21 protein-coding genes and 2 tRNA genes are annotated in these 21384 nt (G+C 68.0%); 7 read left to right on the forward strand and 16 right to left on the reverse strand.

The window, feature by feature from the left end:
- Positions 1 to 565: 565 nt before the first annotated feature.
- Positions 566 to 1126: a TATA-box-binding protein gene (locus C463_RS10620; RefSeq protein ID WP_008443603.1), complete on the forward strand. Its 561-nt coding sequence runs from the start codon at positions 566 to 568 to the stop codon at positions 1124 to 1126.
- Positions 1127 to 1228: 102 nt separating this feature from the next.
- Here the strand turns inward: C463_RS10620 and C463_RS10625 are convergent, their stop codons facing one another.
- The 4 genes from C463_RS10625 to C463_RS10640 form a co-directional block, all read right to left on the reverse strand.
- The gene (locus tag C463_RS10625; protein ID WP_049905829.1) at positions 1229 to 2434 is read right to left on the reverse strand and encodes a Cdc6/Cdc18 family protein; all 1206 of its coding nucleotides are present in this window, start codon (positions 2432 to 2434) and stop codon (positions 1229 to 1231) included.
- 854 nt (positions 2435 to 3288) lie between these two features.
- Positions 3289 to 4104 carry a DUF7839 domain-containing protein gene (locus C463_RS10630; RefSeq protein ID WP_008443607.1) on the reverse strand — a complete coding sequence of 272 codons (816 nt, stop codon included), beginning with the start codon at positions 4102 to 4104 and terminating at the stop codon, positions 3289 to 3291.
- A gap of 92 nt (positions 4105 to 4196) precedes the next feature.
- Entirely contained in the window at positions 4197 to 6449 is a 2253-nt protein-coding gene (locus C463_RS10635) for an NADP-dependent malic enzyme (RefSeq protein WP_008443609.1), read from the reverse strand.
- A gap of 71 nt (positions 6450 to 6520) precedes the next feature.
- Entirely contained in the window at positions 6521 to 7627 is a 1107-nt protein-coding gene (locus C463_RS10640; RefSeq protein WP_008443615.1) for a DUF7544 domain-containing protein, read from the reverse strand.
- Between the two features lie 109 nt (positions 7628 to 7736).
- On the opposite strand from C463_RS10640, the gene C463_RS10645 reads away from it, so the two are divergent.
- Positions 7737 to 8615 (forward strand): DUF7117 family protein, encoded by an 879-nt coding sequence (locus C463_RS10645; protein ID WP_008443616.1) that lies wholly within the window; start codon positions 7737 to 7739, stop codon positions 8613 to 8615.
- Between the two features lie 45 nt (positions 8616 to 8660).
- Here C463_RS10645 and C463_RS10650 read toward each other — a convergent pair whose 3' ends face one another.
- The 10 genes from C463_RS10650 to C463_RS10695 form a co-directional block, all read right to left on the reverse strand.
- Positions 8661 to 9386, reverse strand: coding sequence for a fumarylacetoacetate hydrolase family protein (locus C463_RS10650; RefSeq protein ID WP_008443617.1), 726 nt, complete (start codon positions 9384 to 9386; stop codon positions 8661 to 8663).
- A 54-nt stretch (positions 9387 to 9440) separates the two neighbouring features.
- Positions 9441 to 10010, reverse strand: coding sequence for a hypothetical protein (locus tag C463_RS10655; protein WP_008443618.1), 570 nt, complete (start codon positions 10008 to 10010; stop codon positions 9441 to 9443).
- Positions 10010 to 10372: a hypothetical protein gene (locus tag C463_RS10660; RefSeq protein ID WP_008443619.1), complete on the reverse strand. Its 363-nt coding sequence runs from the start codon at positions 10370 to 10372 to the stop codon at positions 10010 to 10012. Before C463_RS10660 ends, C463_RS10655 begins: the two co-directional genes overlap by 1 nt.
- Positions 10369 to 10650 (reverse strand): ubiquitin-like small modifier protein 1, encoded by a 282-nt coding sequence (locus C463_RS10665; RefSeq protein ID WP_008443620.1) that lies wholly within the window; start codon positions 10648 to 10650, stop codon positions 10369 to 10371. The genes C463_RS10660 and C463_RS10665 overlap by 4 nt, the downstream gene beginning before the upstream one ends.
- An 86-nt stretch (positions 10651 to 10736) precedes the next feature.
- Positions 10737 to 11120, reverse strand: a complete 384-nt coding sequence (locus tag C463_RS10670; RefSeq protein WP_008443626.1) for a hypothetical protein — start codon at positions 11118 to 11120, stop codon at positions 10737 to 10739.
- Positions 11121 to 11228: 108 nt separating this feature from the next.
- Positions 11229 to 12227, reverse strand: coding sequence for a PhoU domain-containing protein (locus C463_RS10675; protein WP_008443627.1), 999 nt, complete (start codon positions 12225 to 12227; stop codon positions 11229 to 11231).
- A gap of 188 nt (positions 12228 to 12415) precedes the next feature.
- Positions 12416 to 13363 (reverse strand): D-2-hydroxyacid dehydrogenase, encoded by a 948-nt coding sequence (locus tag C463_RS10680; RefSeq protein WP_008443628.1) that lies wholly within the window; start codon positions 13361 to 13363, stop codon positions 12416 to 12418.
- A gap of 79 nt (positions 13364 to 13442) precedes the next feature.
- On the reverse strand, positions 13443 to 14663 hold the full coding sequence (locus tag C463_RS10685; RefSeq protein ID WP_008443629.1) for a cystathionine gamma-synthase: 1221 nt from the start codon (positions 14661 to 14663) through the stop codon (positions 13443 to 13445).
- 87 nt (positions 14664 to 14750) lie between these two features.
- A tRNA-Glu gene (locus C463_RS10690) sits at positions 14751 to 14859 on the reverse strand.
- An 80-nt stretch (positions 14860 to 14939) separates the two neighbouring features.
- A complete protein-coding gene (locus tag C463_RS10695) occupies positions 14940 to 15506 on the reverse strand; it encodes a peptidylprolyl isomerase (RefSeq protein WP_049905833.1) in 567 nt (188 codons plus the stop codon).
- A gap of 103 nt (positions 15507 to 15609) precedes the next feature.
- Between C463_RS10695 and C463_RS17835 the strand changes: the two genes are divergently transcribed.
- The 3 genes from C463_RS17835 (at position 15610) to truA (ending at position 17287) form a co-directional block, all read left to right on the forward strand.
- Positions 15610 to 15768, forward strand: a complete 159-nt coding sequence (locus C463_RS17835) for a XapX domain-containing protein (protein ID WP_080510821.1) — start codon at positions 15610 to 15612, stop codon at positions 15766 to 15768.
- Positions 15769 to 15833: 65 nt separating this feature from the next.
- Entirely contained in the window at positions 15834 to 16340 is a 507-nt protein-coding gene (locus C463_RS10700) for a universal stress protein (RefSeq protein ID WP_008443641.1), read from the forward strand.
- Positions 16337 to 17287: a tRNA pseudouridine(38-40) synthase TruA gene (gene truA, locus C463_RS10705; protein ID WP_008443643.1), complete on the forward strand. Its 951-nt coding sequence runs from the start codon at positions 16337 to 16339 to the stop codon at positions 17285 to 17287. The genes C463_RS10700 and truA overlap by 4 nt, the downstream gene beginning before the upstream one ends.
- Positions 17288 to 17363: 76 nt before the next feature.
- On the opposite strand, the gene C463_RS10710 is transcribed toward truA, so the two are convergent.
- Positions 17364 to 17894, reverse strand: a complete 531-nt coding sequence (locus C463_RS10710; RefSeq protein ID WP_049905830.1) for an Rrf2 family transcriptional regulator — start codon at positions 17892 to 17894, stop codon at positions 17364 to 17366.
- A 430-nt stretch (positions 17895 to 18324) separates the two neighbouring features.
- Between C463_RS10710 and nadE the strand changes: the two genes are divergently transcribed.
- Entirely contained in the window at positions 18325 to 19314 is a 990-nt protein-coding gene (nadE, locus tag C463_RS10715; RefSeq protein WP_008443646.1) for an NAD(+) synthase, read from the forward strand.
- A gap of 33 nt (positions 19315 to 19347) precedes the next feature.
- Here the strand turns inward: nadE and C463_RS10720 are convergent, their stop codons facing one another.
- On the reverse strand, positions 19348 to 20793 hold the full coding sequence (locus C463_RS10720) for a M28 family metallopeptidase (RefSeq protein ID WP_008443648.1): 1446 nt from the start codon (positions 20791 to 20793) through the stop codon (positions 19348 to 19350).
- Between the two features lie 114 nt (positions 20794 to 20907).
- Between C463_RS10720 and C463_RS10725 the strand changes: the two genes are divergently transcribed.
- Positions 20908 to 20978 (forward strand) — tRNA-Gly (locus C463_RS10725).
- Positions 20979 to 21384 lie beyond the last annotated feature (406 nt).

The raw sequence follows: 21384 nt of genomic DNA on the forward strand, positions 1-21384 counted from the left end.
GTTTACCCAGCGGCTTGGATGGCACCGAACGACCACGGCTCACATCAGATCACCGCTTACGCCGGAGCGCAGGGGGCGTGATCCTCATCAGGTGAGTCGGATGAACCGACTCTGCGAAACCGGGCCGAGTTGAACGGCCCGAGTCCGCGGTGCGTTCTTCGCGTTTCAACCGAACGGGCTTATACACTTAAGCACGTCGGAACGCTTCGACCGGCCGCGTCAACGGCCGGCCGGTGCCCCCTCGGCGGGGGCGCCTCGCATCTCATCAAATGCCCGGGTTATACTTAACCCCGTCGAACCATCTCCGCCACGTCATGCGGTTTCATGGAGCAGTTCACAACGAGTTGACCCATCGGCGAGCGGTGGTACTCGGGGACGCCCGGCGTCGTCAGATAGTTGGATAAGCACTCGTGATCGCACAATATATCAGAATTCAATCATAGTATTCCACGCTATGTCCGGGGACCTTACGCGTACGCGAGGACATAGGGATCCGTCTCGGGATGAGCCGGTCGTTTATACCACGGGCGTTTATAAGGGAGGGGGACACATATAAAAGCGAACGATGACGAACCCTGCAGACTCGATCGAGATTCAGAACGTTGTTGCATCGACGGGTATCGGCCAGGAACTCGATTTAGAGGCGCTCGCAGAAGACCTCCCGGGTGCGGATTTCAACCCGGACAACTTCCCCGGCCTCGTGTACCGGACTCAGGAACCGAAAGCGGCCGCGCTCATCTTCCGGTCGGGGAAGATCGTCTGTACGGGCGCGAAGAGTATCGACGACGTTCACGACGCGCTCGGAATCATCTTCGAGAAGCTTCGCGGCCTCCAGATCCCTGTCGAAGACGACCCGGAGATCACCGTACAGAACATCGTGTCGAGCGCAGATCTCGGGCACAACCTCAACCTCAACGCCCTCGCGATCGGGCTCGGCCTCGAAGACGTGGAGTACGAACCCGAGCAGTTCCCCGGCCTCGTGTACCGGATGGACGAGCCAGAAGTCGTCATCCTGCTCTTCGGGAGCGGAAAGATCGTTATCACCGGCGGGAAGCAGACCGACGACGCCGAAGAAGCGGTCGAGGAGATTGTCGAACGCATCGAAGGGCTCGGTCTGCTCGGCTGAGGGTGAACCGATCGGTCTGTTCGGTTACCGCCGCCTTGACAAAGGGCGGCGATCGGTGTCGATCGGCCGCCTGTCAGTGTCGAGCGGCCGGGTACGGCTCGGTTACGTTTCGGCGTCGTCCTCGGTGAGGACCTCTTTGACGACGCTCGGATCCTCGAGAAGCTGGTGTTTGGTGTAGCTTCCCTCGGCGCTGCCGCCGCTGTGTTTCGACTGTTCGATGATGTCGAGGAACGCGTGTTCCTTCAGTAGGTCGCGGACGCGTCGCAGCGAGAGGCTGTCGGAGCCCTCCTGTCGACAGATGTTCTCGTAGATCTCGTACACCCGACTCGTGCGGAACCCGTCTTGCCGACCGTTCGAAAGCGAGAGCAGCGCGAGCGCCTGAAGCACGTACCGCGAGTGCGGGGTGGACCCGCGGATGAGTTCCCGGAAGCGGTCGGTCTCGGCTCGCTCGCGCGCCTGCGTGACGAACTCCTCGCGGACCGTGGGTTCGCCGTTCGCCTGCGCGATCTCGCCCGCGTACCGGAGGATGTCGATGGCCTTCCGCGCGTCGCCGTGTTCGCGCGCCGCGAGCGCGGCGGCGCGGGGGATCGTCGAGGGTTCGAGAACGTCGTCGTGAAACGCGTCCGCACGCGCCTGCATAATCTCCCGGAGCTGATTCGCGTCGTACGGCGGAAAGACGAACTCGCGCTCACAGAGGCTGGACTTGACGCGCTCGTCCATCCGGTCTTTGTACTGAATCTTGTTGCTGATTCCGACGACACCGAGCTTACAGTCGGTGATCTTGCCGGCCTCGCCCGCGCGGGACAGCTGCATCAGGATGGCGTCGTCGTCGAGCTTGTCGATCTCGTCGAGGAGGATCAAAATGACGTCGTATCGCTGGTCGAGGATCCGCCAGAGCCGCTTGTAGTACGTGGAGGTGGAGAGCCCCTTGTCGGGAACGTTGATTCCGGTCTCTTCGGGGTCGTTGACGCCCTCGGCGATCGTCTGGACCGCCTGCGTCTCCGTGGTGTCCTGCGCGCAGTCGACGTAGGCGAACGTCGCCGTGACGCCCTCCTCGCTCGCGGTCGAGACGAGTCGCTTGGAGACGTACTTCGCACACAGCGACTTCCCCGTACCAGTCTTCCCGTAGATGAGTACGTTGCTCGGGCTCTGTCCGAAGATGGCCGGATTGACCGCCGTGGCCAGATCGGCGATCTCGTCGTCTCGGCCGACGATTCGCCCCTCGCCCGGTAGGTGACTGATCTCGAGGAGCTCCTTGTTCGCGAAGATGGGGTCCTCCCTCGTGAAGAGGTCGTCCGCTGCGTCCATGAGAGAGACACCGGGTTTCCGGTGAAATGCGTTCTGTTTCGCGACCGCGTGTTGGATGCGGTCGGGGGCGGATCGGTCGGTCGAGACACACACCGTGTTTCCGGTGAAAACGGGGCTGGGGAGGGGTGGGTCGGGTGGGCCCGGGGCGCAGGTTGGGAGGTGAGCGACGAGGTCGGTCGGGAGGAACTCGGAAAAGTGAGTCGGGAGGAATTCGGAAATCTGGGTCGAGAGGTACTGGCTAAGCGGTCGAGACGGGACCCGCAGACAATCGGACTCGGCTCACACTCGGTCGCCCTGACCGAGTCAATCAAAAAAGACAGAACGGGAGACCCGCTTCCACAGTTAGCGGACGATCAAAACAGACACTGGTCTGCGAGAGTACGTCGAGAGCGCACTGAGACGGTGTTTGCGGACAACGATAGACGAAGGGACGCGACCAAACGGAGCGAACGAGACCGACAGCGGGGGAGCCGATAGCCAGCCCATTTCACCGGAAACACGGTGTTCGACGAGGTGACGGACGACTCTGCCACGGGAGGGACCACGTTTCCGGTGAAACGACGCATATGGCTCGGCGAATACTCGCCAATTTGGCTTGACGGACCGTACTCTGGATTAGTTAATAAAACCTGTTGTTTCAAACTGGTCAGGATTTGGACTTCTCGGACATAATACCCTGCCGGCCCACTGCCCCCACCCAACCAGACCCCAATTTCACCGGAAACACGGTGTGTCTCTCCACTCGTACCACTCTCCACTCGTACCACTCTCCATTCGTACCACTCTCTACTCGTACCACTCTCCACTCGTACCACTCCGCACGTGGCCCTCAGTGTTCCTCGGCCAACTCCGACTCAGCGGTCGAGGGAGTCGCGGACCTCGTACCGCACGCCGTCTTCGCGAAGTCGAGTCGTGTGTCGAGAGAGTTCGTCAGTGGAGACGAGCAAGAGCACGTCCAAACCGCGAAGGGCGGCCTGCGAGACGCCCGTCGCAGACCCGAACCGCGCGTCGGGTCGGACCCCGGTACGAGTCGCGAGCGCGTAGGCCTCGGTCCCGCCGACCGCGACGAGGTCCGCCTCGGTGGCACGGTCCCTAATCACGTCTGAATGGGGCGGATCACCTTCGGTCACGGCGGGAATGGGAACGACCGTCACCACGCCCGGATCGTACTCGACGACGCCTTCGAAGTCGGTGACGCCGATCGCCTCTCCCGTCTCGCCGCCCGTGACGACGACTGCCGTCGCCGCCGAACCACCCTCGGGGACGGCGTGTAACACGCCGTCGCGCATCTCCAGCCCGACGTCGTCGCCCTCTTCGAACGCGTCGGTCGCCACCGCGGCGTCGACGTCGACGCTTCCCAAGACGTCGTCGGACACCCGAGACACGAACTCCGAGAGGGCGTCGGTCCGCGTGATGATCCAGTCGACCCCCTCCTTCGTCACCTCGTACCGACCGCGACCGCGCTTCTCCACGAACCCGCCGTCGACCAGATCGCGGACGTAGTCGCTCACCGCCTGCGACGTCACGCCGATGACGTCGGCGATCTCCTCTTGGCTCACGGCCGGCTGTCGCGCAGCGATCTCGACGAGGACCCGGTAGCGAGTCGCGTCGCGCCTGTTGTCGAGTACTCGCGGCCCGGTCAATTCGTCCGGATCCTCGCTCGGTCCCATACCAACGCTGTCGTAGTCGGAAACAAGTAAATTTGGTGTACCGATCGCCGAAACACCCGCGACGATACCGACCGCCCGACACCCGCGACGGACTACTCCTGCGCGTCCACGACGGCGACACTGGCGAGGTTGACGATGTCTTTCACCTCGTCGCCCCGCTGGAGCACGTGGACCGGCTCGTCCATCCCGACCAGCATCGGGCCGATGGCCTCGGCACCGCCGAGCCGCTGGAGCAGCTTGTATCCGATGTTCCCGGCTTCGAGGTTCGGGAACACGAGGACGTTGGCGGCCTCGTCGAGCTGGGAGAACTCGTATGTCCCGTTGAGGATGTCGTCGACGACCGCGGTGTCGGCCTGCATCTCCCCGTCGACCGGGAAGTCGACCGCGTCATCTGATTGGAGGATGTCGACCGCGTCGCGGGGCTTCCGCGTCCCCTCGTTGTCGACGCTCCCGAAGTTGGAGTACGACAGCATCGCCGCGCGCGGCTCGACGTTGAACCGGCGCGCGAGGTCGGCGGTGTGTCGCGTGATCTCCGCGAGCGTCTCCGCGTCCGGATCTTGATTGACGGTCGTGTCCGCACAGAAGATGACCCTGTTCTTGAACGTGAGCATGTACACCCCGGCGACGGTGTCGGTGTCGGCCGCGGACCCGACGATCTGGAGCGGCGGCCGGAGCGCGGACGGGTAGTGGTGGGTGAGCCCGGTGAGCATCGCGTCGACGTCGCCGGTCTCGACCATCACGCTTCCGAGGTAGTTCGTGTCCCGCTTCACCAAGTCGTCGGCCTCGCGTTTCGTGATCCCCTTCCGCTTCCTGAGCTCGTACAATCGGTCGCCGTACGCGGAGACGTCCCGGTCGTCGGGGTCGACCACTTCGGGGCGGAACGAGAGGCCGAGTTCGGCCGCGGTCTGCGAGATCGTGTCGGCGTCGCCGAGCAGCACCGGCTCCGCGATCCCCTGCTCCGAGAGCTGGTAGGCCGCGCGGATCATCTTCTCGTCGGTGCCCTCTGCGAGCGCGATCCGCTTCGGATCGCTCTTCGCTTTGTTCAACACGACCCGCATCATCTCGCGGGACTTCCCGAGCCGGGCTTCGAGCCGCTCCCGGTACTTTTCGAGGTCGATCTCGGTCCGGGCCGATCCCGACTCCATCGCCGCCTCCGCGACGCGCGGCGCCACCTCGAACAGCACGCGGGGGTCGAGCGGCTTCGGGATGACGTAGTCCGGCCCGAACTGGAGCGGGTCGTCGCCGTACGCCTTCACGACCGCGTCCGGGACGTCCTTGCGCGCGAGGTCGGCGAGCGCCTCCGCGGCGGCGGCCTTCATCTCCTCGTTGATCTCGGTCGCGCGCACGTCGAGCGCACCCCGGAACAGGAAGGGGAACCCGAGCACGTTGTTCACCATGTTCGGGTAGTCGGACCGGCCCGTCGCCATGATAACCGTGTCGTCGCGCGCGTCTTTCGCGTCCTCGTAGGTGATCTCCGGATCGGGGTTCGCCATCGCGAAGATGATCGGATCCGCGGCCATCGACCGAACCATCTCCTGCGAGACGATTCCGCCGACGGAGAGCCCGACGAACACGTCGGCGCCCGCCATCGCGTCCGCGAGGTCACCCTCCTCAACGGGCGTGGCGAACTGGCTCTTGTACTCGTTGACCTCCCCGGCCTCGACGCGCTCCTCGGTGATGATCCCGGAGGAGTCACACATCGTGATGTTCTCCTTTCGCGCGCCCAGCGACACGTAGAACCGGGCCGTCGCGATGGCGGACGCGCCGGCGCCGGAGAAGACGATTTCGAGCTCCGAGAGGTCCTTGTCCGAGATGTCGACCGCGTTCATCAGCGCCGCACCGGAGATGATCGCGGTGCCGTGCTGGTCGTCGTGGAACACCGGGACGGCCATCTCCTCGCGGAGCCGTTCCTCGATCTTGAAGCATTCGGGGGCCTTGATGTCCTCCAAGTTGATCCCGCCGAACGTCGGCTCCATCGCCTTCACCGCCTCGCAGAACGGGTCGACGGAGTCGATGTCGAGTTCGATGTCGAACACGTCGATGTCGGCGAACCGCTTGAACAGCCCCCCCTTCCCCTCCATGACGGGCTTCGAGGCGGCGGCACCGATGTCGCCGAGTCCGAGGACCGCCGACCCGTTCGAGACGACGGCGACGAGGTTCCCCTTGGCCGTGTACTCGAAGACGGACTCGGGGTCGGCCGCGATGTCGCGACACGGCGCGGCGACGCCCGGCGAGTACGCCAGCGAGAGGTCCCGCTGCGTGTTCGTGGGCTTCGTCGTCTCGATCTCGATCTTCCCGGGCGGCTCCTGCCGGTGGTACTCCCGCGCGTCGTCGTCTAGTCCCATGTCTCTCTCAATTCGTGAACGGAGTAAAAAGCTATCCGATGGTGTCGAATATCCGATTCGACGTTCGACGATCATTCGGTGACCGCTCCGTCGCTCGCGACGAGCGTCGACGCCAGCGGCGCCAGGTCGGAGTCGATCCCCGCGAGCGTCGAGACCTCGTACGCGGTGAGATACGTTCGCGCCACAAGTCGGATCGGGAGCGTCACGACCACGACGGCGACGACGCCACAGACCAGCACGGTCGCGAGAACGATCGCTCCCCCCGTCGTTCCGATCAGGGCCCCGACCCCACCGAGCGGAATGGCCGCGAGGACGAGCGCGACGAGACCGACCGCGGCGACGACGCCGGCGGCGAGCGCAACGGCGACGCCCTGAACGATCCCGACGCCAGCCGCGACGACGGCATGAACCGCGAAGTAGGCGACGACGTCGGTCCCGGACCCGCGGAGCGACTCCCAAACCGCTCGCCAGCCGGCGATCACGCCCGCGTCGCGGGTGACCATTGCGGGGGCGACGAACTCGAACGTGAGCCGGGAGCCGACGGCCCCGAGCAGTATGCTCCCGGCCGCAACCACAGCGAGCGCCCCGATCGCTGCGGTCTGGATCGTCGAAGAGCCAGAGAGGCCGCCGAACGAAACGCCGTCCCCGACCGCGACCGACGCCGCGGGGTCGAGGACAAGGGCGAGCGCGAGCGCGGGGACTCCGGCCGCGGCCGCGAGAACCACTGAGAACGCGAGCAGCTCCAGCGCCTGCCGGAGCCGATCGCGGAACGGGCGCCAGAGCGCGACCTCGGTCGTCGCGAGCGCGTCGTAGAAAACGAGTCGGAACGCGATTGAACACGCGGCGAGCCCGACCGCGACGAGCGCCGCGCCGACCGCGATCCCGGCCAGCAGCGCGGCGTCGAGTCCGGTGAGCCGCTCGACGCCCGCACCCACGACGCGCTCGACGCCCGCCGGCACCGACTCGGATTCCGCCGGAACGAACTCGTTCCGGGCGCCAACTCCGGCGGCCGAGGCGCCGAACGACGACGAGCCGGAGCCCGACACACCGGCGCCCCCGCCTGCCATCACGAGCGCGAGGAACGCGATCTTCGCCCACCGCACCGCCTCAAAGGGAAAGAGGAACCGCCGCGTTGCGTCGACGGCGCGGTCGAGCGCGTCGACGGCGTGCCAAGTCATACCGACCGTTCGCCGAACAGCGTGAAATATGCTGGCAACCGACGGCCGTCACCCGAGCCGGGGCCCCCGACCCGCAGTCATTTAGGGCGGACGCGACGAACCGCCTCGTATGAAGATCCGCGGCGAACGCGAGTGCCGGTCCTGCGGCACGCGGTGGTCGTACTACGAGACGGGCTCCGTCGCGTGTCCGAGCTGCGGCGACCTCCGCAGCGTTGGCGTCGACGCCCGCACCGCACACACCGACGCGTCCGTCTCGCTCGATCTCACCGCCCACCGCGAGCGGTTCGGAGACGCGCCCGAGACTCTCCCGCGGTCGGGCGTCGACGAACTCCAGCCCGATCTTCGGGAGTACTGCCGGAAGCGCGGGTTCATCGACGGCGGCCGGCTCGCGCCGCTCGACGAGACGTACCTCGCGGCCCGCGAACTGCTGGAGGCCGTCGACTGCTTCGAGCGACTGCGCGACCCGACGGACGCCGACCGCGAGTTCCTCCTCGCGCTGCTCGCCGGCGCCGACGACGGCGACCGACCGCCGGCCGACGGGATCCCGACCACGCTCCGCGAGGCCCGGGGGATGGCGGCCGTGCGTGCCGTCGAGGCGTACCGGAGCGACGCGCTCGACTTCCTCGACGAACTCGAATCCGGTGCCGAACGGGGGGGCGGCGAAAACAACGACGGCGACAGCAATGACACCGAAGACGACGGCACCCCGACAGCCACCGTCGACGGGGAGGCCCCGGAAGAGAGAGTCGGGCCCGCCCGCGACGCGTTCGAGCGCCTTCGCGACCGCGTCACGCGCGTCGACGCGCTCGGCGGGGACGTGCCGCCCGCGGCCGCGGACGCCCTCGTTGAGGCGGCCGACGCCATCGGCGAGTACGTCCGGACCGGCGACGAGACGGCGCTAACGAGCGCCCGAGACCTGATCGACGACGCGAGCGTCGACGACCTCGGCACCACGAGCGCCGGCGACCTCGACCCTGCGGGCCGCTGAGGCCGCTGAACTCGATCGAAGCTCGCTCTTCCGCCCTTGGAGACGCTACCCCGCGTCCGCCGCGACTACCTCGTTCGTGAGCGTGCCGACCCCCTCGTAGGTGATCTCGACGCGCTCGCCCGGTTCGACGAGGCCGGGATTCGCGGGGCTGCCGAACGCGACGCAGTCGCCGGGCTCGAACGTGAACCGCTTCGAGAGGTACGAGACGATTTCGCGCGGGCCGAACAACATCAGCTCGGTGTTGGCGTCTTGGCGCGTCTCGCCACCCACGGTCGTCTCGATGTCGACCCCGGTCGGGTCCACGTCGGTCTCGATCCACGGCCCCAGCGGCGCCGACCCGTCGAACGCCTTGCGCGCGGTCCGCCCCTGCTGGTCGAGCGCGTCGACGTCGTTCATGACCGTGTAGCCGCGCACCGCGTCCGGAACGTCCTCGGGGTCGAGGTCGCGGCAGCGCTCGTCGATCACGGCGACCAGTTCGCCGGCGTACGTCAGTTCGTCGGTCCACTCCGGGTACCGGATCGGTTCGCCGTGCGCGAGCAGGCTCGCCGGCGGCTTGATAAAGAAGTCCGGCTCCTCAGGCCGCTCGTACTCCATCTGGTCGAGCGTCTCGACGTAGTTCCGGCCGACGCAGTACAGCGCGCTTGGGTCACACGGCGGGAGCAGCCGCCCGTCGCGACCGACCTCGTAGCGGCCGTCGTCCGCGACGACGGCGCCGTCGACGTAGCGCCCGGCGACGGGGCCGTCAGGCGTGAGCAGTCGAGCGAGTCGCATGCGGGAACGTCCGCGCTGCGGTCCGAAAAGGCGTCGGTGACGGCAGGACTCGGATCAGTCGTCCTCGCCGTCGGCATGGCGGTCGCCTTCCGCATCCGCGTCGCGGGTAGCGTTCCCCTCCTGAACGCCGATGACGACGCCGGACCGGATCTCCAGCGCGGTGTCGAACTCGTCTCGACGACCGCTCCCGGATCCGATCCGCTCGACTGCGGCCTCGTGGGCGCGGACAACGGCGTCGCGCTCGCGCTCGGAGAGCCCGACGCGGTCGGCCACCGACTCCCAGTGGTCGGGCTCGACGAGGAACGCCTCGCGGTCCGAGTCGGCCGCGATCCGCTCGTAGCGACGTCGATACGCGTCGATTCTGGGGCCGAGGTCGGCTTGGACGCGCGCGAGCAACGCCGGCACGCGGGCCGCCGGCACGCTCGCGAGCGCGGCCGTCTTCACCAGTGCGGTGCCCTCTATCGGATAGGAGCCGGGGTCTCGGTCGGCGTCTCCCCGGTCGCCGCGACCCCCGTCGACGCCGGAACCCGCAGTCCCGTTGTCGTCGGAACCCGCAGTCCCGTTGTCGTCGGAACCCGCAGTCCCGTTATCGCCGGAACCCGGAGTCGCGTCGTCGTCGGACATCACCCGCCGGCGCGCATGGCCTTCTGTCGGTACTTCGGCAGCAGTTCGGCGAGGACCTCGGGGTCGCCCGCGAACTCGGCGGTCACCTCCGTGAGTTTGATCGCGGCCGCGGCGGTCACCTTCTCGGCGCTGAGAGTGACCCGCCAGCCGTCGCCGTCCACGCGGGTCGCCTCCGCGGGGTCGTCGGTGCCCACGAGTTCCCCGCCCAAGTTGCGGAGGTAGTGGGCCGCGAGCCGTCGTGAGATGCCGCGGTACGCAATCGTCTTTCGCTCCCACCCGTCCTCCGCGGGCGGGAGACCGGGCGAGTCGGCGCTCTCCTCACCGACGTCTTCCTCCGCGGTGATCGACCCGTCGTCGCTCATGCGCCCCCCGCGACCGGCGGGAACACGGAGAGTCGGTCGCCGTCTCCCATCGGCGTGTCCAGCCCGTCGAGGTGGAGCACCTCGCGGCCGTTCCTTAGGACGTTGATCTGCGGGGCGAGGTCGCCGTCGACGATCAGTCGCCCCTCCATTCCCTCGTACGTCGACTCCAGTTCGCGCAGCACGTCACCGACGGTGGAGCCGTCGGCGAACTCCGCGTTCACCGTCTTCCCGCCGGCGGCCTCGCGAAACGTCGCGAAGAACCGCAGTTCCAGTTCCATACCCGTACGTCGGGTTGCGGCGGCTTAAAAGCGGCCGCGGAAGGAGAGACGACGGCGGACCCCGGCCCGTGCGGTCGCGTCCCCGGTTACAGGTCGGACAGCCGAATGCCGTCTTCGACCAGCCGAAAGTTGCGCTCGCGGTCGAGGTCGTCGGCGAGCCACTCGTGGTCGTACAGCTGGCCGATGAGTTCGAGGTAGAGGTTCCGCCACGCGATCGCGTAGATCGGCGACTGGCCCCACGCGCGCAGTTCCGGGACGAACTCGTGATACGTACTCGCCTGCGACTCCATGCGCTCGACCGCGTCGGCGACGACCTCGGCTGCCTCGCCCGGATCCGCCTCGTCGAGCGCCTCGTTCAGCCGCGATTGGATCCCACTGATAGCCCGTCGCATGTCGCGTTCGGCCGTCCCCTCTTCTTCCGGAAGCGACTCGACGACGCCCTTCGGCACGCCGAGTTCGATCTCTGGCATGCGATCACCTCGGGCGAGCGCGCTCAAAAAACCCGTTCACCCGGCAACGAGATCGGTCACCCGGCAACGAGATCGGCGACGGCCGTCTCGATTCGAGCCGGGATCCGCTCACGGCGTCGGCGCGGCCTTCTGGAGGGCGGTCTCGGCGATGTTTCCGCCGTAGTCGGCCGAGCGGAGGACGGAGTCGACGACGAGCCCCAGCAGTTGCGCGCGCGTCGGGTCGAGGTCGCGGAGGAGTTCGTCGATGGAGCGCACGCGCTCGTCGATCGCTCTGACCCCGGTCCGCGCCTCGTTGGCACGGCGGGTCGCGGCGTCGGTGTCGTCGTCGAACAGCGCGTCCATCGACGTGTCGATCACGTCGACCGCGTCGCGGTGGAGGTCGCTCACCGCCTCGACGACGTCGTCGGGAAGGGGTTCGTCGATGTTCAGCGTCAGGTGTGCTATCTTCGTCGCGTGGTCGCCGATCCGCTCCAGCTGGCGGGCGCTGGAGTGGTAGTCGAAACACTCCTCGCGCGGGAGTCCCAGCTCTTCGGCGGCCTTCGGCGTCCGCAGCGTGGCGCGGAAGATCCGCGAGACGACGAGCCACAGCCGGTCGAGGTCGTCGTCGCGCCCGATCACGTCGCGCGCGAGGTCGTGGTCGCGCTCCCCGAGCGCGGTGATCGCGTCTTCGAGCATCGACAGGGAGATCAGCCGCATGCGCGTGACCGCGTTGTGGATCGAAAGCTCCGACGAGTCGAGGAGGTCCTGGACGACGACGCGGTCGCGGGTCTCCTCCAGCACCTCCAGACCGACGAGGCTCTGGACCGCCTCGCGGACCGTCGACCGCTGCTCGGTGGTGATCTCCGCGGCCTCCAGTTCGATGACGTCGAAGCCGCTGACGTACATCGTCGTCACCGCCCGGCGGAGCGCCTGCCCCGTCAGGTCGGCGATGTCCAGCGTCCCCCGCGTCCGCTCCGAATCGGACAGCGGCGTGAGAAACAGCGAGTCGCCGTCCGGGTGGAACTCGATCTCCGTCCCAGCCTCGACGTCGTTTTCGGTCGCCCACGTCTTCGGAATCGAGACCGTGTACGTCGAGCCGCCGGTGACTTGGACCTTCCGCGTTTCCATACCAGCCCCTCCGGAGCGGAACACCTTAATTTTGATCAAAATATATACCTCGGAGAGTTCGCGGCCGGGACGCGACTCTAAATTGCGCTCAAAACGAGTCCATAGGCCGCTGTGTACCCAATAAATAGAGAGATATTTTTGCTACGTATCTATATATAGATCTTCTACAGAACGCGTTCGGTGTCGACTCAGACCACCCGATTGCGGAGGTCGTCGCCCGCCTCAAGCCGAGCGACGTTGTCGGCGAGGATCTCGGCGACCCGCTCGTAGTACTCGGGCGTGTGGCCGGCGTTGTGCGGCGTGATCGTCGCGTTCGACAGCCCCCACAGCGGGTGGTCCTCGGGGAGAGGCTCGGGGTCGGTGACGTCGAGCGCCGCGCCGCGGATGCGGTTGTTCCGGAGTTCCGTCACGAGGGCGTCGGTGTCGACGATCGGGCCGCGAGCAATGTTGACGAGGAGCGCGTCGGGGCGCATCGTCCGGAGCGCGTCGGCGTCGACGAGCCCCCGCGTCGTCTCGGTGAGCGGGCAGGCCAAGACGACGTACTCGACGTCAGTGACGGCCTCGTGGAACTCGTCGAACCCGTACACCTCGTCGGTCGGACCGCCCTTCTCGGGGGAGTACCGCACGCCGACCGTGTCGACGTCGAACGACGCCAGTCGGTCGACGACCGCCCGCCCGATGGCGCCGAGCCCGACGACGGCGACGGTCGAGCCGTACACCTCCGTGGTCTCGTAGGTGCGCCACTCGCGGCGGGACTGCTGGCGGTACGCGCGGTGAAACTGTCGCGCGTGCGCGATCATCGACCCGACGACGTGCTCGGCGATGTTCGGCCCGTGGACGCCCGACGCGTTCGTCACGGCGACCCCGTGGTCGGCGAGCAGCTCGCGCGGCAGGTGGCCCGTCCCCGCGAACACGCAGGCGAACAGCTTCAGCTCCTCGGCCGCGGCGAGCAGTTCCTCGTCGATGGTGAGCCCGACCGCGACCCGCGCCGTCCGGATCAGGTCGCGCTCCTCGGCCGGCGTCCGCGCCCGCGCGACCTCGACGTCGGGGAGTCGCTCGCGGATCGCCGACGCCAGTTCGTCGGGCCCCAGTCCGTGGATCGTCTGGCGAAGCACCAAGACGTCTGGATCGCTCATGGGAGCAGTCTCGGCGGAACCGACAAAAATGGTGTCAGTCGGTCGGCGCAGAGGGCGATCCTCGATTCCACCCAGAGGCCTACGACAGCGCCGCGTCGAACGCCGCCTGAAGGTCGGCCTTCATGTCGTCGACGTGTTCGATCCCGACCGAGACCCGGATGAGGCCGTCGGTGAGCCCGGCGGCGAGCCGCTCCTCGCGCGGGATAGCGGCGTGGGTCATCGCGGCGGGCTGCTCGATCAGGCTCTCGACGCCGCCGAGCGACTCGGCGAGGGTGAACACCTCGGTCTCGCTCACGACGGTGGACGCCTCTTCGAGGGTTCCGTCCAGTTCGAACGAGAGCATCCCGCCGAAGTCGTCCATCTGCTCGGCGGCCAGCTCGTGGTCCGGGTGCGACTCCAGCCCGGGGTAGTAGACGCGCTCGACCGCGTCGTGTCCCTCCAGCCACTCGGCGAGCGCCATCGCGTTCTCGCAGTGGCGGTCCATCCGCACGGGGAGGGTCTTCGTCCCGCGGAGGACGAGGAACGCGTCGAACGGGCCGGGCGTCGCGCCGACGGAGTTCTGGTAGAAGCCGAGCCGCTCGTCGAGTTCCTCGTCGTCGACGATCAGGGCGCCGCCGATGGTGTCCGAGTGGCCGCCGAGATACTTCGTCAGCGATTGGGAGACGATGTCGGCGCCGTGTTCGAGCGGCCGCTGGAGGTACGGCGTCGCGAACGTGTTGTCGACCGCGCAGAGCGCGTCGCCCTCGTGGGCGATGTCGGCGAGCGCACTGATGTCGTTGACGTTCATCAGCGGGTTCGTCGGCGTCTCCACCCACACCAGCTCGGTCTCGTCGCGCATCGCGTCGCGAACCGCGTCGTGGTCGGTGGTGTCGACGAACGTCGTGTCGATGTCGTACTCGTCGTACACCTGCGTCAAGATCCGGTGGGTGCCGCCGTACACGTCGTCGCCGGCGACGACGTGGTCGCCCGCGGAGAGGAGGTTGAGGACGGTGTTGATCGCGCCCATGCCCGAGGAGAAACAGCGGGCGTGGCTGCCCGACTCCAGCGAGGCGAGGTTCGATTCGAGGTCGGTCCGCGTCGGGTTCCCCGTGCGGCTGTACTCGTAGCCGCGGTGATCGCCGGGCGCGTCCTGCTCGTAGGTGGAGTTCGCGTGGATCGGGGTCATCAGCGCGCCCGTCTCCGGGTCCGGCTCTTGGCCGGCGTGGATCGCGCGTGTCTCGAAGCGCCTGTCGTCCTCGCCGGCGGCACGGCCGTCACCGGCGTCGCGGTCGTCGTCGCTCGCGTCGGGTCGGTCGCTCATACCAGACTCTCGGTCTCCGACGGCCGTGATTCTTCCCCTTCGGGTCGACGGCGAGAACAGACGCGTCGCTCGCGGTGTGAGAGTGGATGCTCGGTCAGGGATTTGAACCCTGGTCGTCGGCTGACTTCCGAACCGGCGCCGAGGCGCCGCGTCCGCCGAAAGGCCAACATGATTGGCCGGACTACACCAACCGAGCGCAAACGATGCTTACGCCGGGGACAATTTAACTCTTCTCAACTCCTCGCGTCGCCGGACCGATCGGCGACCGCGTCGGTGTTACTCGTCGACGTCGACCTTCTCGATCTCGACGGCCTCTCGGGGGTCGTCGTTGCGCCCGGTCGGCACGCCGCCGATCTCCTCGACCACGTCCATCCCGTCGATGACCTGCCCGAAGACGGCGTGCTTGCCGTCGAGGTGCGGGGTCGCGTCCAGCGTGATGAAGAACTGCGAGCCGTTCGTGTTCGGGCCGGAGTTCGCCATCGAGAGGATTCCGGGCCCGTCGTGGGTGAGGTCGTCGTGGAACTCGTCGTCGAACTCGTAGCCGGGGCCGCCGCGGCCGTTCTCCATCGGGTCGCCGCCCTGGATCATGAAGTCGTCGATGACGCGGTGGAAGACGATCCCCTCGTACAGCGAGTCGCCGCGCACCTCGCCGCTTTTGGGGTCCTCCCACGTGTTCGTGTCGCGCGCGGGCTCCGCGTCAGCGGCGGGGTCGTGACGCGCCAGTCCGAGGAAGTTCTCGACCGTCTTCGGCGCGCGGTCGGCGAACAGTTCGACGACGATGTCGCCGTGGTTCGTCTGGAGCGTTACCTGCGGATTGTCGGGGTCGGAAACCTCTCGTGCCATGTTCGCGAGGAGGGACGCGCGTCGGAAAACCTTGCCCATCCGCGCGGGGCGCCCGCGGACCGCGAACACCGTGTTTATAAACCAACACCGCCGACGCGGCGACATGAGTTCGACCCCCGTTTTGACCGTCGCCGCGCTCCTCGTGGGGGTGTCGGTCGGCGCGCTGTTCGCGTTCCTCCGCGTCCCGATCCCCGCACCGCCGGAGCTGCCGGGCGTGGTAGCGATCGTCGGGATCTACCTGCTCGACGCGCTCGGCCTGTAGCGCTCGCCACCGCGACCATATCGGCGGCCGGTATCGTTTTCCACCGGGCGCGAGCAGTATCGCGTATGTACGACGACATCCTCCTGCCCGTCGCGCCCGGCGGCGAGGCGGACGACGCGATCCCGCACGCAGCCAGCCTCGCCGAGCGCTACGACGCGACCGTCCGCGTCGTCTCGGCCGCCGACACCGCGGCCGACACCCTCGCCGGCCCGCGAGCGGGGGCGTTCTCCGACCGGCTCGCGGAGGCGGCCGAGGAGCGCGTCGAGGCGGTGACCGCCGAACTGGAGGCGGCCGGGGTCGAGGCGGTCGGGAGCGTCGTCCGCGGCGAGCCCATCGACGTCATCGAGAACGCCATCGACGACGGCGCCGACATCGTCGTCATGCCGAGCCACACCCGACGGGGGATCCGCCGGCTGCTCCTCGGGAGCGTCACCGAGAAGGTCGTCCGCGTCGCGTCGGTGCCGGTGGTGACCGTCCCGATGGCAGACTCCGACGAGGCGGAGCCGGAATCGGCTGACACGGAGGGAACGAGCGGTGAGACGGACGGCCGCGGCGCGTCCGACGATCAGTGACGACCGCGTCGAACGACGGCGGGACGGTCACCCGCGCCTTCCGGGTCGCGTACGACGGTCGAGAGTACGCCGGCTTCCAGCGCCAGCCGCACGCTCACACGGTCGCGGACGCGCTCCTCGAAGCGCTCGCGGAACACGGCGTCGTCGAGCGCGGCGACGGGTCGACGCACGCCACGCCGCCCGGGTACGCCGCGGCGGGGCGGACCGACGCCGGCGTCTCCGCAGTTGCCCAGACCGTCGCCTTCGAGACACCGCCGTGGCTCACGCCGCGCGCGTTCAACGGCCACCTGCCGGGGTCGGTCCGCGTGTGGGCCGCCGCCGACGTCGAAGGCGGCTTTCACGCGACCCACGACGCGGTCCGCCGCACCTACCGGTACCACCTCTACGCGCCCGCGGCCGACGGAGACGGTGCGGACGAGGCCCCCGACGCCGGTAGGGACAGGACCGCCGAGACTGCGCGTCGAGACCCGGAACACGCGGTCGACGACGAGCGGCTCCGGGCCGCGCTCGCGCAGTTCGACGGCGAACACGACTTCCACAATCTAACGACCGACGAGACGGGGACGGTTCGCGACCTCGACACGCGGGCGACACGCGAGGGCGACGCGCTCGTCGTCGAGGTGGCGGCCGGCGGCTTCCCGCGCGCGCTGGTCCGCCGGATCGTCGCCGCGGCTCGGGCCGTCGGTCGCGGAACGGCAGAGCCGGAGTGGATCGACCGACTGCTCGCTCCCGAGTCGATCGCGGGCGAGCGCGGCGTCGGTCCCGCGCCCCCGGAGCCGCTCGTGCTGTGGGACGTGACCTACCCAGACGCATCGTTCACCGTCGACCCCGAGGCCGCCGAGAGCGCTCGCGTCGCCTTCGGAGAGCGACACCGAGACGCGCGTCACGCCGCGGCCGCCACCGGCGCGGTCCGCGACAGGCTGTTCTCCGCTGTCGACGGGGAGTGAATCCGGTCAACGAGGAGGAATCCGATCGCCGCTCGACGGCCGTTCGATCGCCGATCGGGCACCGCTCAAACCGCTGTCAGGCGGCCGAACCGGTCGGCGTCTCCATGCCGTCGACGCGGACGAGCAGGCTGTTGCCGTCGACGTTCGTCGCGTCGACGACGCCCGAGAGGCGCAGCCCGGCGGCGGGCGTCGGCCCGACGGTCACGTGGTCGCCGGCGTCGAAGGGGCCGACCGGGCCGCGGATCACGAGCTCGGCGCGGCACAGCTCCGGGTTCGCCACGCTCGAGAGATCGATCTCCGCGACGGTGACGTCCTCGACGGGGTCGCCCTCGCGCTCGACAGGCGTCGTCGCGGCGTCCTCCAGCCGCTCGATGCCGAGCGCGTCGTACGCGTCGTCGGTCGGGATGTAGCCGCCGTCCGGCCCGGCGACGCCCTTGACGAGCCCGATGGTGCTGAGGCTCCCCATCCGGTTCCGGACCGTTCCCGCGTTCCGATCGATGGCCTCGGCGATCTCGCGCCCCTGTACCGGCGTCTCCCGGCCCTCGGAGAGGTTCACGAGCGCGGTAAGCACTCGTTCCTGACTCGAACTCAACTGAATGTTGGACATGGCCGAATTGAAGCACACTTAGTTGATAAATGTTCGTATATAACGACATTATATGCTTAGAACGCTTCTAATCCGAGTATCTTTTGGGCATACGTATGGAAAATAGGCTAAAATATCTCTGGACGCAGGTTCGACAGTTCTGGAGAACCAATTACAAGCGAATCGTTAGGTTAAGGCGAATAGAATAACACAAATATTGAATTTTTTACCCAATATCTCCGCTCTTAGATATAAATATACCAATTCCTTATACGATCCGCACCGCAAGTATTTACCGTCCCGGCCGGAAGCGGCAGGCGACAGATGACGATCCAACGTAACGCTCGCGATCGCCCGCAGAACCGCACCCGTGCGCCGCAGAGAATCGCCGGCGGGTCGCCCCGACGGCGGACGATTCGGACCGGACGGACGGTCCGCGCCGGAGAGGGTGATGCCTGACCGCGAGTCGGCGTTCGATCCGGACGAGGTCAGCGCCACCGGGCGTTCAACGGCAGCCGCGTCGGACGGAGATCGAGACGACCCCCGTTCTGGGCCCGACTCCGCCTCGCTGCTCCCAGACCGGGACCCTGCGGTCGAACGCGACCGAGTCCGGTCGTTCGTCGCCGACCGAGTCGACGCCGCGGGCGCCGACGGCGTCGTGGTGAACATGAGCGGCGGGCTCGACTCGACGGTGACGGCCGCGCTCGCGGTCGAGGCGCTCGGAGCCGACCGCGTGTACGGGCTCGTCCTCCCGTGTAACAAGATCGGTGCGCCGCACGCTCGCGACGCCGAGGCGCTCGCCGAGGCGCTGGGGATCGCCCACGACACGGTCCACCTCCAGCCGCTGTTCGCGCAGTTCGGCGCCGTCGTTCCCGACCGCTTCGACCTCCACGACGAGCCGGTCCGGTCCGGCAACGCGGTCGCGCGGCTCCGGATGGCCGTCGCGTACCTCGCGGCGAACGCGACGAACCGCTTGGTCTGTGGCACCGCGAACCGGAGCGAACTCCTCCTGGGCTACCTGACGAAACACGGCGACGGCGCTGCCGACCTGTTCCCGCTGGGTCACCTCTACAAGACGGACGTCCGGGCGCTGGCGGCCGAACTCGACGTGCCGGAGTTCGTCGTCGAGAAGCCGCCGACCGCGGGGTTCCTCCCGGGACAGCGCGACGTGGACGACCTCGGCGCCCCCTACGAGGTCGTCGACCCCGTCCTCCACCTCGGCGTCGATCGCGGGCTCGACCCAGCGTCGGTCGTCGAGCGGATCGAGGCGGCGATCGCCGACGGCTACGGGGATGGCGACGATGACGCAGGGGATAGCGGGAGTGAAGCCGCCGAACTCGCCGCGGTCGACCGCGAACTCGTCGCGGACCTGCTCGGCCGCAACCGTGCGACGGCACACAAGCGACTCCCGCCCCCGACGCCGGACGCGGACGTCGAGTGACCGAGCGGTCGAGACCGGCTCGCGGCGTCCCGCTCAGTCCCAGTTGGCCGGCCAGAGGTCGGCCGCGCGCATCCCAGTCTCGAAGTCGGCCTCGCGGAACGCGGCCGCGAGTTCGTCGCGGTCCAGCCGCGGCAGGTCGCGCTCGGGCGCCGCGAACTCGGCGACGAGCAGCGCGATCAGCATCGCGTGCTCGCGGACGTTCCGGTCGTCGACCTTGTCGCGGGTGTCCGCGTGGGTGTGGCCCCATCCCCGACCGCGGTCGCCGGAGTCGCTGTGGAGCTGGAGCGCCGGCACGCCGCGGCGCACGAACGGCCACTGGTCGGAGAACGGGTGCGGCTGCGCGTCGACCTCGATGGGCTGCCGCGTCGCCGTCGACACGGCCTCCGCGACCGACGCGGCCGCCGTCGAGGCGTGCGCGAGCGCGACGAGGTCGCGGAACCGCCCCGCCCCGTCGACGTTGACGACGCCCTTCACGCGGTCGAGGTCGAGACGATCGGCGAGGTGTTCCGCGCCGAGTAACCCGACCTCCTCGGCGCCGACCGCGACGACGTCGACGCCGAGCGGGAGGTCAGCGTCGGCGAGAACCCCGGCCGCGGTCGCGACCGTCGCGATGCCGCAGCCGTTGTCGAGCGCTCCCTCCGCGATGTCGTGGGCGTCGTAGTGCGCCAAGAGGAGGACGCGCTCGTCGGTGTCCGGCCCGGCGCGGCCGATCACGTTTCGGCTCTCGCCCGGCGTCGTCGACGCCTCGACCGACAGCTCCGCCCGCGCGACGTCGGCGGCGGGACCGTCCGCTGCGCCGCCGACAGCGCCGCTCGCGCCGCCGACCGCGTACTCGCGAAGCCACGCGCCGGTCTCCTTCGAGACGCCGACCGCGACCGCCTCGGCCTCCTCGCCGAACGTGAGCGACCCGGTGGGGGGTAGCTGCCCGTCGAGGTGGTTGACGAACACGAAGCCCACCGCGCCGGAATCGATCGCGTAGCCGAACTTCTCCATCCGGTGGACGAACCGACCGCCCGAGGGCGTGGTCGTCGAGGCGACCGCGATCCGCCCCTCCACGTCGCGCTCGTCGATCTCAGACGGGGTGCCGTAGCCGACGTCGACGAGTTCGCCGGAGACGCTCCCCGCGGGCGAGTACGGGAGCGCCAGCGCCTCGAACGAGCGCGTCGACGGCTCGCCGTCCCGCCCGGAGACGGTCACGTCGAGCGACGCCGACCCGCGCTCCCACGCCGGGAGGTCGAACGGCTCCGTCCGAACGCCCGCGAGCCCCGCGCGCTCGAAGGCGTCGGCGACGAGGCCGGCGGCACGGTGTTCGCCCTCGCTGCCGGCCATGCGGCTCCCGATCGCCGTGAGATCGGTGAGGAAGCGCCACGGTTCGTCGTCGGTCCAAGTTGCGCCGAACGCGGGGGCGAGGTCCGCGGTCCGCTCGCGCACGCGCTCGACCGCATCGGATCGCGTCGAGTCTGCTGCGTCGTCGGTCATGGGCGTGCCTCCGTCGGTGACGGCTTAAGCGTGTGGCTGGCGGCACGCGGTGGTTCCTCGTCGCGGCCGTCGAAACGCTACGTTAAAGTGAGGCGGTCGGGTATCTCGATTCGAGCACCGTTGGTCCAGTGGTAGGACATTAGCTTCCCAAGCTAATAGCCCGGGTTCAATTCCCGGACGGTGCATTTCTCGAACGTAGTGAGAGAAATCACCGAACGGAATTGNACCCTATCAGTCGCGCGCAGCGAGTGAAACGAGCGAGCACGTCTGATTTTGGTTCAATTCCCGGACGGTGCACTCCCTTCGGTCGTGCCCCGTCCGTTGTCCCGTTCGCTCCGCTCACGGGACTCCCGGACGGTGCATACCTGCGGCGAGCAACGTCGCGAGCCGCAGGTGTGCCCTAATGCCCTCTGAAACGTCGATTTCCTCCAAAGCCCCAGTCGGAAGGCGGGCGCACGCTCGCTGTCGTTCGAAAGGCGCGAAGCGCCTTTCGTGATGACGAGAGAGCTTAGTACCTAGCGTAACTTTTGAAGATAGTCACCGAGGTGATCATCGATCCAAGAGGCTGCGAAACTAATCTGAGCTGTAAGC

It is taken from the genome of Halorubrum californiense DSM 19288 (assembly GCF_000336875.1).
In the GTDB taxonomy this organism is placed as follows: Archaea; Halobacteriota; Halobacteria; order Halobacteriales; family Haloferacaceae; genus Halorubrum; species Halorubrum californiense.